We start from the raw sequence: 14856 nt of genomic DNA on the forward strand, positions 1-14856 counted from the left end.
AGGAAGCGGCTTCGGCCCGGCAGCAGGGCCGGCGCGCCGGGGCGATGAGTTTGCCGGCCGTTGTCGCTGGCAGCGCCGTTGTAGCGGACCTCCTGGCCGGGGGCGAGGCAGATGCACACGTGCCCGCCCCGACGGGGCCGGGAGTAGACCTTCATGTGGTCCTTGATGCCCGGGCCGGAGATGCCATGGTTGGCCCAGGAGGAGTCCTCATCGGCGATATCGCTCTCCCACCAGTCGTCGTTGCTCCTCCAATTGGCGCGCTGTCGGGGGTTGAAGAACATCGGAACGAAACCGGCGCTAAGCCTCGATCGGTCCTGGTGGGCGGCTGACGGAGCGTCGACGGCGGGACCCGTCTGAAGTCGTTCCGTAGATAACGTCCTATTATCTGCGGCAGGAGGGGAAGCGGTGCCAAGGCTCGTACGACTGCCCGCCGGGAAGGCGTTGACCATACGGAGCGCGGCGGACGCGTTCCTCGACTCGCTCGGCAATGCGAACACGGTCCGCAACTACGGGATCGGGGTCGGCAAGACCGCCGAACAGCTCGGCGAAGGCCGCCCGCTCGCCACGGTCGCGGACGACGAGATCGGCGGCGCCCTGGAACAGCTGTGGGGTGAGGCGGCGGTCAACACCTGGAACGCCCACCGGACTCCGAGACCCCGGCCCGCTCGAAGATGGCCATCGATCGGCTGATCGCCCGCCGCGATATCCATCCTCGGGAGAAGACGCTGTGGCGGATGCTCTACGAGACCGTGGCGCGGTCGGAGGAGATCCTCGGCATCAACATCGAGGAGCTGGACCTCGCCGGCCGCCGGGCCCGGGTGAAGGCGAAGGGAGCCCGGCCGCGCACCCGCCGCCGCGGCACGGTGCGCGAGGACTTCGTGCTGGAGACCGTGTACTGGTACGCGGGCACCGCCCGGCTGCTGTCCCGCCTGCTCAAGGGCCGTACGCGAGGCCCGGTGTTCGTCACCCCCCGCAGGCCGGGCCCGGGAAAGGTCGTCAGCCCGCGTGACGTGTGCCCGGACACCGGGCTGGTCCGGCTGTCGTACGGGCAGGCCCGCATGCTGCTGGACGAGCACACCATGATCGGCGGCGAGCGGCACCGGCTGGGACCTGCACGAATGGCGGCATTCAGGGCTCACGCACCTCGGCGAGGGCGGGGCGAGTCTGCTGATGCTGATGGCGAAGTCCCGGGACAAGAAGCCGGAGAACGTGCGGAAGTACTTCCATCCCTCGGCGGAGGCGATCGCCGAAGCCACCAGTCTGCTCGCGCCTGGCGACAGGCGATGCTGATCCCTACGAGCTGCCCCACGCGACCAGGACCCGACCGGTCATCGCCGTTGGTGGACACGTCGACGGTGATGTCCTCGAACCCGTCCCCGCCGGGCGCGGAGTGCGCGCGCAGGGTCGGCCCCCTGTGGATCGGGCTGTCACCGCGCTGTCGTTGCTGACCGTGCTGATGGAGGCGAGGCGCTGGCGAGGCGTCGCTTCCCCCGGGATCCGTTTGTGGGTGGGGCGGGGTGGAGGCGGACTCGGGCGTCCAGGCCGCCGCCGGGGGAGGCGTGCAGGGTGATCTCTCCGCCGGAGGCGCGAACCAGGTGGCGGACGATGGGCAGGCCGAGGCCGGTGCCGTCGTGGTGGGAGTCCGAGGCGCGCCAGAACCGGTCGAAGGCCCGTTCCCGGTCGGCCGGCGGCATGCCGGGGCCCTGGTCGATGACGTGGAGTTCGGCGCCGGGGGTTCGGGTGAGGGTGAGGGTGGTGCCGGGCGGGGAGACGCGGAGCGCGTTGGCGACGAGGTTGTCGATGACCTGCTCCAGTGCCCCCGGGATCGCCCAGACCCTGCCCGCCGTCGTGCCGGTGACCGTGACGGCGACGTACTGTTCGGCGGCCAGCGACTCCCACATCGCGGCGCGCTCTGCGAGCACGGCGTCCAGGTCGGTCGGCTCCGGGGTGGTGGCCGAGTTCTCCAGGCGCGCCAGGGCCAGCAGCCCGTGCACCATCCGGCCGAGCCGCTCGACCTCCCCGATGGTTTCGTCGAGGCTGTCGTGGGCGCGCGGGTCGAGGTAGGGCTCGAAGTTCTCCAGTCGCAGGCGCAGCGCGGTCAGCGGGGTCTTGAGCTGGTGGGAGGCTTCGCCGGCGAACGCCTGCTGGGCGTCCAGCAGTTGTTGCAGGCGGGTGGCGGTGTGCGTGAAGGCTGCGGCCAGTTCGCGCAGTTCGGGCGGGCCGTTGGTGACATCGGGCGGGTTGGTCAGGCGGCCGTCGGCGAGCTGGGTGGTGGCACGGTGCAGGGTGCGCAGCGGGCGGGTGATCCAGCGGGCGAGGGTGAAGGCGACCAGGGCGACCACGGCCAGGACGCAGGCCCCGGCCAGTGCGAGGGCGAGCCAGATGGTGTGGATGCGGTCGGTGACCATCGTCATCGGGTACGTCAGCCGCAGCGCGCCGCGGATCGTGGTGCCGGAGGCGCCGGGCTGGGTGGCGTAGAGCGCCTCTGCACCGTCGGTGCCGGTGCGGGTGCCGGTGGTGGGCTGGTTGTTCAGGGCGGTGGCGATGTCCGGCTCGGCGGACAGGTTCGTGCCGGCGGGGACGGCGGAGCCGGAGGCGGCCAGCACGACACCTGTGCGGTCGACCACGATGACCTGGCCGCCGGTGCGGGTGGTGTAGTCGCCAATCAGAGTGGGCAGTTCGGCGGTGTTGCCCTCTTCGATGTTCTCCTCGGTGACCTCGGCGAGCATCGTCGCGTCCCGCTCGACGCTCTGGGCGAAGCGGTCGGTCTCGCCACGGGCGTAGAGGTAGCCGAGCGGGATCTCCAGGCCGGCCAGCACCAGCAGGGCCAGGCCGAGATAGCTGTACAGCAGGCGCCGGGTCATCGGGCGGCCTCGGGCGGCGGATCCCCGGGCAGGGTCAGGCGGAAGCCGACACCGCGCGCGGTCGTGACCCAGCCGGGATCGCCGAGCTTGCGGCGCAGGGCGGCGACATGGGCGTCGAGGGTCTTGGTGGGGCCGAAGAAGTGCGGGTCCCACACCGCGTCCATGATCTGCTGACGGGAGTGCACGGCTCCGGGATCCTGGGCGAGGTAGCCGAGCAGGTCGAATTCCCTCGGGGACAGGGCCACTTCGCGTCCGCCGACACGGACCTGGCGGCTGCGCCGGTCGATCTGCAACGGGCCGAGCTGCTGCGGTGCGGGCGCCGCCGCGGGTATCGCGGTCGGGTCCGGTCCCGCCGGGGCAGCGGGCAGGGCGCCGGTGCGGCGGGTGACCGCGCGGATACGGGCCACCAACTCCCGTACGCCGAACGGCTTGGCCATGTAGTCGTCCGCGCCGAGTTCCAGCCCCGCCACCCGGTCGGCTTCCTCGCCCCGGGCAGTGATCATGATGATCGGGATGGGCGAGCGGGCCCGCAGGCTGCGGCACACGTCCAGGCCGTCCATGTCCGGCAGCCCGAGGTCGAGCAGGACCAGGTCCGCGGTGTCGGCGGAGTCCGCGAGTCCGGCGGCGCCGGTGCGCGCCCGGTCCACGGTGAAGCCGTAGCGGCCCAGCCCCTCGGTGAGTGGCCCGGCGATCCGGTCGTCGTCTTCTATCAGCAGCAGCCGCATGCCGAAAGGCTCGCACAGCTGTGCCATGGGGGTTGGGGTGTTCATGAGAACCCGCCTGGGACCTGGGGAAACGGATGATGCGACGCGACGGTGACAGCAATGCCAAGGGGAACCGCCCGGCCGGTCGAGCGGGAGTGAGGGACCGGCCGGGCGGCGAAAGCGGGGCAGCGACAATGCCGGACGCCGAGGGGAGTCAGTCGTCGTCGGCGCGGTCGCCGTCCTCGCGGTCGTGTTCCTCCCGTCCACCTTCCCCGTGCTCGTCGCCGTGCTGCTCACGAGCGCTGGGCAGGAGACCGGTCGGGCTCGGCGCAGCAGACGTACCGGCTCCGCCAGCTCCACCAGCGGCCGGGGGCGAGGCGGAGGCCGTGGCATCCGGCGCAGGAGACGGCTCGATGGGCGGCTTCGGCGCGGAAACCTGCGCGGTACCGCCGGAGCCGCTGGGCACCGCGTCGGAGGAGAGCGTGTCACTCACCATCGACAGAGCGGCACCGAAGCCACCCATCGCCACCAGCGCGGCAGCCGCCATCAGAGCCGGCCTGCGTCGGGCGGCCACCTGCTGCCCCCGGCCCGCCGGGCGCGAGCGGTCTTGGTCCGCGCGCCGCTGCCCCACGTCTGCGCCGTCCGACTCCGCGGCGGGACCCGCAGTCGGCGTGAAGTCGGGCGGCGGTCCACCCTGCGACCAGGACTGCGCCGGCCCGGGCGAGGGGTGGACGGGGTAGTCGAAGGAGTCCTCCGCGTAGCGGTCTCCGTACCCGCCCTCAGCCGGGTCGAAGGCACCGGCGGGGAGCACCGCCGTGGCATCGGGATCCGACTGCTGGGCGGGCGCGGGGCGTGCGGGGTCGGTGGGCATCGCGCTCTTTCCTTCGGACCGGCCAGGGATCAGCTGCCGTCGTCGTCAGCCGCCTCGTCCTTGGTCTTGACGACCTTGTACGTCTTCGGGTCGAGGTACACCTCGACCTCACTGCCATCGGCCTTCTTGACCTCCACCGCGTACAGGCCGGGGTTCTCCGCGTCCTCCTCGGACTTGACCACCGTGCCCGGGTAGGCGGCCAGCGCCGCCGCCTCGGCCTTCTCCTTCGCCTCGCCGGTCAGCGGCGTCTCCACCGGGTCACCGCCTCCCGCCGCAGCTCCGTCCTGGGCGGGAGCAGCGGCCTGCGTACCACTGGCGGCGGAATCACCGGAGTCGGATCCGCCGCCGCACGCGACGAGCGCGAACATCAGCACAGCGGAGGGAACGGCGGCCAGGGCACGACGGGGCATTGCACGCATCAGGTGTCTCCAGAGCGGTACGGGGTGCGGAGTCCGGGCGGGCCGGACTTCCGGGGGAACGTCAACGACCCTAGGAACACGCCGTCGAGAGCAAGCCCAGAGAACCGACAGCAGCAGACCAGCAAACGACCAATCTTTCGCCGCCACCGCTGTCGGCATCGCTCGTCGAAGGGCGCCTGCGGCGGCGCCTCCGTGAGGGTAGTCCGCTATGGGACGAGACCTCGGTGGCCAACTATCTCTGGGCAAACTGGCCAACCGTCCGTGAGCGCGGTCCGCTCGTCAGCGGCGTTCCCGCCGCCTCTGGCCAACCATTGCTGCGAGTCACAACGCGTATGTGACGTCCTGTGGTCGGGTGCCTCGGTTGGCCGCTCTGTGCTCAGAGCCGGTTTAAGGCATGTCGTCCGCAGCAGCCGGGTGCAATGACTGTCCTGAGCGGAACCGGATCTTGCATCGAATCCCGGTTGGGGTCGCCCTCGACGGCCACCGGGTCCATGGCTCACGACCGGGCGAGACGTGGGGACCGGCTGTGTCACATGGTCATCAGCCCTGAGACCTTGCCGGGGCGGCCAGCGCGCTCGGGTGCAGGCTTTTGCATGGTGGTGGTGTGAGGAGGTGGGGTCCCGGTCAGGCGACCTGGTCAGCTTTGCTGGTCCGACCTGCGGCGCCGTACCGCGTACACCGCGCCGCCGCCGACCGTGACGGCCGCGCCGCCGGCGAGGGCGAGCCAGGGAAACGCGGAGGAGGAGCCGGGCGTGGACGCGATCCCGTTCCCGGCGGACGTGCGGGGCTTGTGGATGCGGAACGAGTCCCTGCCGACCGTCAGCTTGCACCTGCCGTCCGCTTCCGGGCGCAGCATGTGCACGACGATGCTGCCGTTGGATGTCTCCCTGAGGGGTATGGCGTTGCTGATGCGTAGGCGGAGCTGGAACGTGAGCGTCTCACGCTGGGCGATGCCGGTCCTGGGGAGTCGGTCGTGGTCGCTCTTCCCCAGGGTCGGTCTGAAGGTGAGGTCGACCCAGACATGCGTCGTCGGATCCTGGCGCTGAAGGTCGAGGTACTGGCCGACCATCTGGGCTGATGAGTACATCTCGTCCGGGTCGTCCATGCGATCGGTCGCGTTCCTGAGGACGATGAAGAACAGGTCCTCGAAGGTTGTGTCCGTGAGGTTTTCGACGCGCATGGCGAAATCGTGCCAGCCGCTGCCTGCCGTGATGTCCGCAGGCAGGCCGGAGAGTGTGAGCTTCAGGCCGTGGTCCCTATACGACGGCCAATGCCGGTCACAGTCCTCCTCGGTCCACCGCGGCGGGAATGTGGAGGGAGAGGCAATCTGCGGCGTGGACGCCGGTACGGACGTGGTCGGCGACGGCGGCTGTACCGGAGGGGCGGCTTCGGGAGCGGACGCGGACGAGAAGGGCGCGCCGGACGTGATCGGATCCGTGGGCGTCGGCGTGTCGGCGGCATGTGCGGTGGTGCCGGTTAACACCGCCGCCGTGAGCAACACGGCGGCGGTGACGAGTAGCGGCGGACGGCTATTCATGACCACACCTCGGATGCGGGGCCCATTGTGTTACCTGTGTGACCGCTGTAACTCCAGGCCGGTTGCGGTGGCCCACCATCGCGTCACCGGAAGTTTTCCCGGGCGTCACTGTCGGCTCCCCTGCCGTGCCAAGAGCCTTTGGCCGGGTGGACTTCCTGGCCGACTCCCACGCTCATAGCGGCCAACTGAAGGTGCTCAGCCACACGTCCAGAGATAGTTGACTATCGGTCATCGCAGCTGGCCAGCCGTGTATATCGAGGCGGTATCTGGCCTTTCCGGCGCTGCGGATCGGTTACGGATCCCTCACTTTCTGGTGGCCGGGGGGTGAGCTGGTCATGATGGGCGCATGACGTTGGCAGCGAGTGCCCTCGCGCAACTGGCGACCTGGTCCGATCTCGCCGAGGCGGAGCCGAGCTGCGGTATTGGTCGAGCTCTCCGTACGGCTCACGGCGAGATCGCCCATTTCCACTCCGACGACCACGTCGACGTCTACCTCACGGCCCGGGCCATCGGACGGTTCGAAGAACACCTCACGGCAGCGCCTGCCGTCCAGCTAGTGCCCGGCTCGCAGTGGGTGACGCTGCGCCTCGACGTGACCGCGGACGTCCATCTGCTCATGACCCTGGTCAGCCTCGCCCTCCAGACGCATCATGCGTGGCCGGTTCCAGACGACGTTCCGCGAGCGGAATGCAATGATCACCGCAGCGCGGTCGGTCCGCGTGAGAATCTCGGCGGAGGCTGAGAAGCACCTTTCAGGCAGGTGGAGTTGTGGCTGACAAGGTACGCGAGGACGAAGCCATCCGTGGGGTGGTGGAGCGCCTGACGGACTCTTTCAGCGCGACGCGCAGTCCAGCCGAGGTCGAGGCTTGCCGTAGCCAAGGTTCACGGGGCCTTCGCGGACCGGCCCGTGCGCGAACTCGTACCTGTACTGGTCGACAAGGCACGGGTGTTGTTGAGAGTACGGGCGGCACGCATGGCGCGACGCTGTGAGACACGAGCAGCCCCGCACCTGACCACCGGCTCACCCCACCGACCCTCACCCAACTCCAAGCCCGAAACGGGCATTACCCTGCCTACCGCACTCTGACAGCCACCGTGCCCGGCCTCTTGGTGGCGGGGTCGGTTTGGCGTTGGGCTGCGTACCAGCCCAGGGCTCGGATGAGGGCTTTGTGCTGACTGGACGGGAGAAGGTCATTGAGGGGTTTCCACGCCTCGTTGACGAGTGTCCGGCCGTCGTCCAGGCAGGCTTCCAAGGCGCCGCTGCGGGTGAGGAGTTCCGCGGCGTGGGCGGCGCCGTCGGGACTTTGCTGGTAGAGGCTGTCGCGCAGGCGGTGGCGGTCGTCGTGATCGAGGAGGCCGGTGGCGTGTGCGACAGGGTAGGTGATGCGACCGTTGAGGAGGTCCTCGGCGGGTGTCTTGGAAGATCGGCCCTGCTTTCGGTCTTCCGCGCTGGTGACACCGTCGAGGTCTGCGACGTCGTCGCTGATCTGGTAGGCGGTGCCGACAGCTTCGAAGTACCGGCCCAGCGCCGTGATCTGTTCCTCGGTGGCACCGGCCAGTGTCGCGGTGGCTTCGGCCATGCACCGGACAGGGACGCCGGTCTTGAGCCGGTGGGCGGTGTGGACCTGGGAGAGGAGAAGGTGGTGGTTGCCGGTGGCCACAGCGTGTTCGAAGGCGCTGCGGGGTCCGGTCAGATCGAGGGCCTGCCCTGTGTGTCCGGTGCGTAGGGCCTGGAGGCAGAGGCGGTAAACGCGCAGCATCGTGGCCCCGTCGTGCTGAGGGATGCGCTGCAGGATGGGATCGAAGGTGAGGTAGGCGAGAGTGCCGGCATTGATAGCGGTGGGGATACCGAAGCGGTGGTGGACGGCGGGCCGCCCGCGGCGCAGCAGGGAGGCGTCTTCGATGTCGTCGATGACGGCGGAGGCGGTGTGGAGGAGTTCGGACACAGCGGTCAGCGGCCGGTAGGGCTCTGGGTCGACGCCCAGGAGGCAGAAGACGGCGCCGGTGATGTAGGGGCGCCAGGAGCGTCCCGGGTTGTCCAAGAGATGGCGCAGCGGGGCGATAAGGGACTGGTGCAGTCGGTCGAGGGTGTCATGGTCGAGCGGGGGGCTACTGTCGGCGCCGGTGAGCGCATAGACGGAAGCAACGTCGGGGCTCGCCGGATAGACGGCGGCGGCCTCGGAGATGGAAATCTGGGAGATCCGACGCATGTAGCGTTCCACGTCGCCGACCGTGCCGGAGCGCAGGGTTTCCACGAAAGCGTTTCCAGAGACGCGCGTGCCGTTCATGGTGCCGCTGACGGTGGCGGGGGACTCGCAGAAGGCGCGGCCGGTCAGAACGGTGCGGGTCTCATGACCGGCAGCAGGGCCCGCGACCACAACGTCCAGGCCGAGGCCGGGAATGCCGAGCACGGCGGTGGTGGGGTAACTCTCCAGGCTGGCCAGGGAAGTCCAGTGCTGGGTGGCCTGCCAGGTAAGGTCGTGGTGATAGCTGACCGAGCCGTCGGGGGCGACGGCGGTCGCCCTGGTGAACAACGACGTGCTTTCTGCGGTGACGGGATCGGTGTGCTGGGCTCGGATGACGGCGATGTCCCAGCCGTTGTCGAACTGCATACCACTCCACAGCCAGGAGCGGTCGGCAATACCCTGCGCCCGACTGGAGCGGCGGACCCTACCGCCCCAGTCGTTTTCCAACCAGGAACGCCCCTCGACGCATTCCCAGGTGCTGCCTTGGGTGCGCAAACGACCGCTGGTACGTAGGCGGGGGATGAAGTACGAAGTCGTCGCATCGCTCCCGTCGGGGCGAGGCCCGGGGTAGTGGCCATGGACGTCGAACTGTGGGACGGCCGGCTTCTGTGGCGTCAGACGCAGTTCCAGTTCCACCTCGCCCCGGACGGTGAAGAGGAAACCCCCGTCGTCCTCGACACGCAGCGCGGCCTGTTCGCCCAGCATAAGATCCAGCCGCTCGGCACAGTCGGCGACCTCCCCCTCGAGCAGGCGGTCGGGCAGGGGAACTCCCTCGGCCAGAACGTCCGTCAGGGCATTGCGGACCCGAGGATCCATCGCCTCGTCCCCGCGGACCGAGGCACGGATGGTTTCCACAAGATCAGGACTCAACCAGCTGCCGCACACCGATCCCTCCGGGCCGCTGCACGTGAAGAGCAGCCCATAACCGGGGCCGGTGCCCGACCCGCAGCCGTGGCCCTCCCGGAAGAGGGCGGCTGCCCAACGGTAAGCACCGCCGCTCTCGCTGTGAAGATCACCGCTGAGACACCATGCCTCCATGTCGGCCTCAGGGTGCGGCGTGCCGAACGGTGCGGTGGCAGCATCGGCGCGAGGTGCGGGCAGCGGCACCGCGGGAGCGGAGCGGGTGTCGTGGGTCACGGACAAAACCTAGGGCGCTCGTGACCAGCCGCTGCCCTACGAGCCAGGGTTCTCACCGTACGGATGGTTCATGGGCCGGCCTGCCGCATACCCCGTGACCTCGCCGCCGTCGTGGCGTTGGGCACCCGGCCGGCAACAGCGAAGACTTCGGAAGGGGGCCCGGTGGAGGTCAGAGGTGTGCGCCACGCCTACCGCCGTCGGCGCGAGGTGCTGCGCGGGGTGGACCTGCGGSTGCGCGGCGGGGTACTGGCTGGGATCGTCGGGGAGAACGGGGCGGGCAAGACCACTCTGCTGAAGATCCTCTCCGGTGAGCTGCGCGCGGACCACGGCACGGTCCGCCACAACGGCAGGTTCGGCTACTGTCCGCAGGCGGCCGTCCTCAACGACGCGCTCACCGTCCGTCAGCACCTCGAGTTTTTCAGGGCCGCCTACGCACTCCCCGACCTGCACCGCGCCGAAGAAGTGATGGACCGGCTGCACTTTCGTAAGTACGACCAGCAGCAGGCCAAAACGCTCAGCGGCGGCACCCGCCAGAAACTCAACCTCACCCTCGCTCTGATACACGACCCGCAGGTGCTGCTGCTGGACGAGCCCTACCAGGGCTTCGACTGGGAGACCTACCAACGCTTCTGGGACCTGGCCGCGCTGCTGCGCCAGGAAGGTCGCTCCGTCCTGGTCGTCTCCCACCTGGCCTACGACACCGCCCGCCTGGACGAGCTGTGGCGCTTGGAAGACGGCCTCCTGCAGCCTGTGCAGGAGGCGTTGGTCTCATGAGGGGGCACGGCCACACAGGGCTGTTTGTCACCGCGACCCGGTACGCGCTGGCCGAGCATCTGCGCAACCGCTTCGCGATGGTTCTCGTCGCTGGCTTCATCCCGCTGTGGACCACCCTCGCCTACCTTTCGATCCCCAGCACCCGGACTAGATTCCAGCTCAGCGCCACCAAGGACATCCTGACCCCGGCGGGCAACCAGCTCACCGAAATCACCGGCGCCCTGAACGCGGTCACCCTGATCATCGGCTTCATGATGTTCGCCTCCGCCTTTGCCGGCGGCAGCTTCGACCGACGCCTCGCACTGGCCGGCTACCCCCGCGCCCACCTCCTCCTCGCCAAAATCACCTCTCTCACCCTCGCCTCTGGTGCCGTCACCGGCTACGCCACCGCTCTCACCTACCTGCTCTGGACCCCCGAGCAGCCCCTCTTCCTCGCCGCCGCCCTGTTCAGCGCCGCCATGACCTACGGCGCCATCGGTGTCGCCCTGGGTTCACTTCTGAGGAAGGAAGTCGAGGGCATGTTCACCATCGTCATGATCAGCGTCATCGACCTCGCCCTACAGAACCCGATCGCGAACTCCGGCTCCGACAGCCCCGTCGTACGCCTATTGCCCTCCTACGGGTCCATGCAGGCCAGCACCGCCGCCGGCTTCTCCACCACCGCCCTGCCCAGCTACCTCGGCATCCAGATGCTCTGGTTCACCGCCGCCGCACTCATCAGCCTCGCCGCCTTTCACCGCCGCACCCGCAACACCCTCCCGACGCGCACCCGCATCCCCCATAGCCGACACATCAGGTTCAGCGCAGCAGACTCCGAACACGCCTGATCAGCCAACACTGCTCCGGGTCGGGAAGCCAGCGTCCCCAAACGCCGACGTCAGCCCCCTGTGTCGGCCGATGCAATCAGGGGGCCCAGGTCAGCTGGCGTATGCCAGCTGTCCGCAGCTCGTGCAGATGTAGATCTCACCGGGGTAGTCGCGGATACCCGCACCCGGGGCGCTGGCCGTCCCGCGGCGTGCACGGGTGTACCGAGGATCATTGTCGTCACGGAGGGAGCGGACGTCTTGTTTGCGACGGCGGTCACGGGTCATCGGGAGTCCTCCCTGGCACGCCCACGCCCGTGCCGAAGCGAGGAGAAACAAGTCGCCGTACGCGATTCGGGGAACCTCGTCCCTCGTCCGGGCCACGGGCCGCGGGCATCGGCGTGGGCGTCCACTAACGCAGCCACCGGTAGCCGAAGGCGGGTCAGCCGGATGCGGCGGAAAGGATCACGTCCACGAGCCGGTCTGCCGCATCGGGCCTTCCGTGCGCCCGGGCCCGCTGCGCCATCTCTTCCCGCCGTGCGGGATCGGCGAGGAGCGGGCCTACCGCATGCTGGAGCCGGTCTGCGGTGACGTCACCGAGCAGAGCCACGGCGGCCCCGGCCTCCTCCAAGTGGCGGGCGTTGTGCGCTTGTTCGTTGCCCGCCGAAGAGGCGAGCGGGATGAACACGGCCGGTTTACCGAGCGCGGTGAGCTCGGCCAGGGTTCCGGCCCCGCTCCTGGACACGACGATGTCCGCGAGCGCGAGGACGTCGGGCAGCTCCGGGCCGACGAACCCGGCGAGGTAGTACCGGCCTGCCGATCCGGCGGGCAGTGCCGCTGCGTGCTGCCGCAGCTCCCCGACATTGTCCGGGCCGCACTGGTGGATCACGTTCGCACGCTCCAACAGCCAGGGCAGCGCATCCCGTACGACGCCGTTGATCTGCTGAGACCCTTGCGCGCCGCCGGTGACGTACACGGTCGGCAGCCGACGGTCGAAGCCGTGAAGCCCGAGAGCCTGCACCGCCTTGTCCGCGTGCCCGGCCAGCACCTCCGGCCGGATCGGGTTGCCGGTGACCACCGCCGCGCCCCGCACTTCCTGCGGGAGAAGGGGCACCGTCGACTCGGAGGACTCTGCGATCCGAGTCGCCGAGCCGGCCAGTTTCCGGTTGGCCAGGCCGAGACGCACGGTCTGCTCGTGCAGCACCAGCGGCACCCGGCACATACGCGCGGCCAGCCCCGCGGGAACGGCAACATAGCCGCCGGTGGCGAGGACCACGTCCGGCCGGAAGTCCGCGACCAGCTTGCGTGCCTGGGCCACGCCGAGCGGCACCCGCGCCATGTCCCGCATGTTCGCCACCGACATCATCTTCAGCGGGTTGGCCGAGCGGCGGATCTTCCCCGTGGCCACCGTGGCGAAAGCGATGCCCTCGGCCGGCGCGACACGTGCTTCCAGGCCTTCGGCCGTGCCGATCCACAGCACATCAAGGGCCCTGCCCTCGGCAGCCAGCCGGTTCTGAAGCGTCCGGACCGCCGTGAGCGCCGGATACGTATGCCCGCCGGTACCACCGCCCGTGACAATCAGTCGCAGGGGAGGAACGTTGGAAGTCGAGCCACCAGAGGAGAATTCAGCCACGCAGCGAGAGTAGCGCGGCCTCCCTACTCGCCAGGGACAGCGCCGCCTGGGGGTGGATGCGGCAATGTGGAGCGGCTTGGGCCGTCGCTCATTCCCCCGTCGTGACGGACCAAGCGCCAGCGCAGATAGGAGGAGTGGCTGTATTCACGAGTCGTGGGTTCTGGCACAGATCTTGGGCTCTGTCGCTGATTTGGGGGTGTCAGCCGGTTGATCAAGGTGACAGGAGGATGCGGCGTCACAGGAGGTCGAAGTTGGCCCGGCCGTACATCTGTCTCTTCAGCAGCTTGATTCTGGTGACGTTGCCCTCGACCGCTCCCGAGGTGAACGTGGTGGTCAGGGCGGCGAGTACTGCTGCGTGATCGCGCCGCATGCCGGCAGCCAGGGTGCGGATTGCTCGTTGCCCGTCAAGGCGGACGTCGGCGAGCCAGACGTCGAGGGCCAGGTGCTCGCTGCGGGGACGGGCAGTGCGCGAAGGAGGCGGAGCAGGGTGTCCTTGCCGGTGGTGACGGCCGTGCGTCCGCACAGATTGGCTCCGGCACGTCCGCCCAGGAACAGTGCGATGTCCGTGAGCAAGGCGGTGAGGGAATTCGTGCGGCGTGCGTGTCGACGCGTCAGGTCCGGTACCTGCTCGCCGAACGTCCGACGCCCGCAACTGCCGTGCCGCACACAAGACGGCGTGCCCACATCGAGTCGCACCTGTCGGCCGGCGACGGGACGGTCCGCCAGAGACCGCTGGTAGTAGCAGTGCACACGCGAGGATCTCCATCCGCATCCCGGGCAGGCGGCCGACCCCACAGTGGACCGCACAGTAAGACGAACCTCAGCGTCCCCGAGAACCACTCCTTCTACCGCCACCCCAACCCCCGGAAGAAGAAGGTCGGCGAGGCGAACCACATCCCCCACGCAGAGGTGATGCCCACCTGCTCTTGATCGTCACGCACCCCCAAATCAGCGACAGAGCCCAAGATCTGTGCCAGAGCCCGAAATCCCCAACAACACCCACCACAAAGGGCCGTCAGCAAGCTGACGGCCCCTCATGAACGATCGAGGCTAGCCGGTCACCACTTGTCGGTGCACCACTTGTTCGTTTCCGGGCCCCGGTAGCAGGCACGCATCACGAAGCTGCTGTCCGACCTGGTTTGGACTCCTTCGGTAAACACACTCACCGTCGTGCTGTAGATGGACCGGGTGACCCAGTTCGCGCCGCCGTCGGAACTGGTCTCCAGCCAGATGCCACCCTGCCGGTCCGCCGGGAAGCTGTCCAACTTGGCCCAGCCGTACTGGGAACCGTCGTAGGTGCCATAGCGCAGCTGAACCTGGAACCCGCCGATCGACGTCCACTCGGCCGTCTTTTTGTCCGAGATCGAAAGCACCTGATCCCGGTTGATCTTCTCCGGCGCGGCGCTGGCCGGCCCGACGGAGGTGGTCATCAGCGTGCCCACTGCCAGTGAAGTGAGCAGCAACAGGCGAATTGACTTCAGCATGGAATCCCCCAGATGTTGATCATTAACGGCTGGACCCTCGCAGCTACGCATACCAAATGGCGCCGAGGGCGGCGCCGTCGGGGAACGCGAGGAAGGCGCGGTGCGTCTCCGCGGTGATAGTTCGCAGGACCACACCCCGGTTCCCTGCATGGCGCACGTGGCAGGGGCAGAACGAGCAGCGCTGACACAGTCTGAGCCTTTCCTTCTCCCCCGACCTGTCGCGGGGCCACACAGGAGGCTCACAGAGGCCCATGACCGTTCCGTGCGGCGAATGTGACCGGACCATGACCGTGCCGCACCAGTGCCCGTCACCTTGATCCGTAGCAGCTGACCTCAGGTTTTCCGGCTCCACAGGCACGACATCGCCGACTCACCCACCCCCGT

12 protein-coding genes and 2 pseudogenes are annotated in these 14856 nt (G+C 68.9%); 4 read left to right on the forward strand and 10 right to left on the reverse strand.

What is annotated here, in order from left to right:
* Positions 1-56: 56 nt before the first annotated feature.
* Positions 57-263, reverse strand: a pseudogene (locus tag EAO75_RS47360) (hypothetical protein); the annotation flags it as partial.
* 142 nt (positions 264-405) lie between these two features.
* Here EAO75_RS47360 and EAO75_RS16215 point away from each other — a divergent pair.
* A pseudogene (locus EAO75_RS16215) lies at positions 406-1290 on the forward strand (site-specific integrase).
* Between the two features lie 137 nt (positions 1291-1427).
* On the opposite strand, the gene EAO75_RS16220 reads toward EAO75_RS16215, so the two are convergent.
* The 5 genes from EAO75_RS16220 to EAO75_RS16240 all read right to left on the reverse strand — a co-directional run bounded on the left by EAO75_RS16220 (position 1428) and on the right by EAO75_RS16240 (position 6395).
* The gene (locus EAO75_RS16220) at positions 1428-2864 is read right to left on the reverse strand and encodes a sensor histidine kinase (RefSeq protein ID WP_147995767.1); all 1437 of its coding nucleotides are present in this window, start codon (positions 2862-2864) and stop codon (positions 1428-1430) included.
* A complete protein-coding gene (locus EAO75_RS16225; protein WP_147996031.1) occupies positions 2861-3589 on the reverse strand; it encodes a response regulator transcription factor in 729 nt (242 codons plus the stop codon). The genes EAO75_RS16220 and EAO75_RS16225 overlap by 4 nt, the downstream gene beginning before the upstream one ends.
* Before the next feature lie 193 nt (positions 3590-3782).
* On the reverse strand, positions 3783-4439 hold the full coding sequence (locus EAO75_RS16230) for a hypothetical protein (protein ID WP_147995768.1): 657 nt from the start codon (positions 4437-4439) through the stop codon (positions 3783-3785).
* Positions 4440-4468: 29 nt separating this feature from the next.
* Positions 4469-4858: a PepSY domain-containing protein gene (locus EAO75_RS16235; RefSeq protein ID WP_147995769.1), complete on the reverse strand. Its 390-nt coding sequence runs from the start codon at positions 4856-4858 to the stop codon at positions 4469-4471.
* Positions 4859-5495: 637 nt separating this feature from the next.
* A complete protein-coding gene (locus EAO75_RS16240; protein ID WP_147995770.1) occupies positions 5496-6395 on the reverse strand; it encodes a hypothetical protein in 900 nt (299 codons plus the stop codon).
* A 346-nt stretch (positions 6396-6741) separates the two neighbouring features.
* On the opposite strand from EAO75_RS16240, the gene EAO75_RS16245 reads away from it, so the two are divergent.
* A complete protein-coding gene (locus tag EAO75_RS16245; protein ID WP_147995771.1) occupies positions 6742-7137 on the forward strand; it encodes a luciferase family protein in 396 nt (131 codons plus the stop codon).
* 331 nt (positions 7138-7468) lie between these two features.
* Here the strand turns inward: EAO75_RS16245 and EAO75_RS16250 are convergent, their stop codons facing one another.
* A complete protein-coding gene (locus tag EAO75_RS16250) occupies positions 7469-9778 on the reverse strand; it encodes a polyprenyl synthetase family protein (protein WP_261989312.1) in 2310 nt (769 codons plus the stop codon).
* A 162-nt stretch (positions 9779-9940) separates the two neighbouring features.
* Here EAO75_RS16250 and EAO75_RS16255 point away from each other — a divergent pair, with 162 nt between their 5' ends.
* Both EAO75_RS16255 and EAO75_RS16260 read left to right on the forward strand, forming a co-directional pair.
* Positions 9941-10552, forward strand: coding sequence for an ATP-binding cassette domain-containing protein (locus EAO75_RS16255; RefSeq protein ID WP_187284459.1), 612 nt, complete (start codon positions 9941-9943; stop codon positions 10550-10552).
* On the forward strand, positions 10549-11379 hold the full coding sequence (locus tag EAO75_RS16260; protein WP_147995772.1) for an ABC transporter permease: 831 nt from the start codon (positions 10549-10551) through the stop codon (positions 11377-11379). Before EAO75_RS16255 ends, EAO75_RS16260 begins: the two co-directional genes overlap by 4 nt.
* A gap of 418 nt (positions 11380-11797) precedes the next feature.
* On the opposite strand, the gene EAO75_RS16265 is transcribed toward EAO75_RS16260, so the two are convergent.
* The 3 genes from EAO75_RS16265 to EAO75_RS16275 all read right to left on the reverse strand — a co-directional run bounded on the left by EAO75_RS16265 (position 11798) and on the right by EAO75_RS16275 (position 14472).
* On the reverse strand, positions 11798-12988 hold the full coding sequence (locus tag EAO75_RS16265) for a UDP-N-acetylglucosamine--N-acetylmuramyl-(pentapeptide) pyrophosphoryl-undecaprenol N-acetylglucosamine transferase (protein WP_261989313.1): 1191 nt from the start codon (positions 12986-12988) through the stop codon (positions 11798-11800).
* 235 nt (positions 12989-13223) lie between these two features.
* On the reverse strand, positions 13224-13760 hold the full coding sequence (locus tag EAO75_RS47365) for a transposase (RefSeq protein WP_147995773.1): 537 nt from the start codon (positions 13758-13760) through the stop codon (positions 13224-13226).
* Between the two features lie 286 nt (positions 13761-14046).
* The gene (locus EAO75_RS16275) at positions 14047-14472 is read right to left on the reverse strand and encodes a hypothetical protein (protein WP_147995774.1); all 426 of its coding nucleotides are present in this window, start codon (positions 14470-14472) and stop codon (positions 14047-14049) included.
* Positions 14473-14856: the final 384 nt, after the last annotated feature.

Source organism: Streptomyces sp. UW30 (genome assembly GCF_008042075.1).
Taxonomy (GTDB): Bacteria; Actinomycetota; Actinomycetes; order Streptomycetales; family Streptomycetaceae; genus Streptomyces.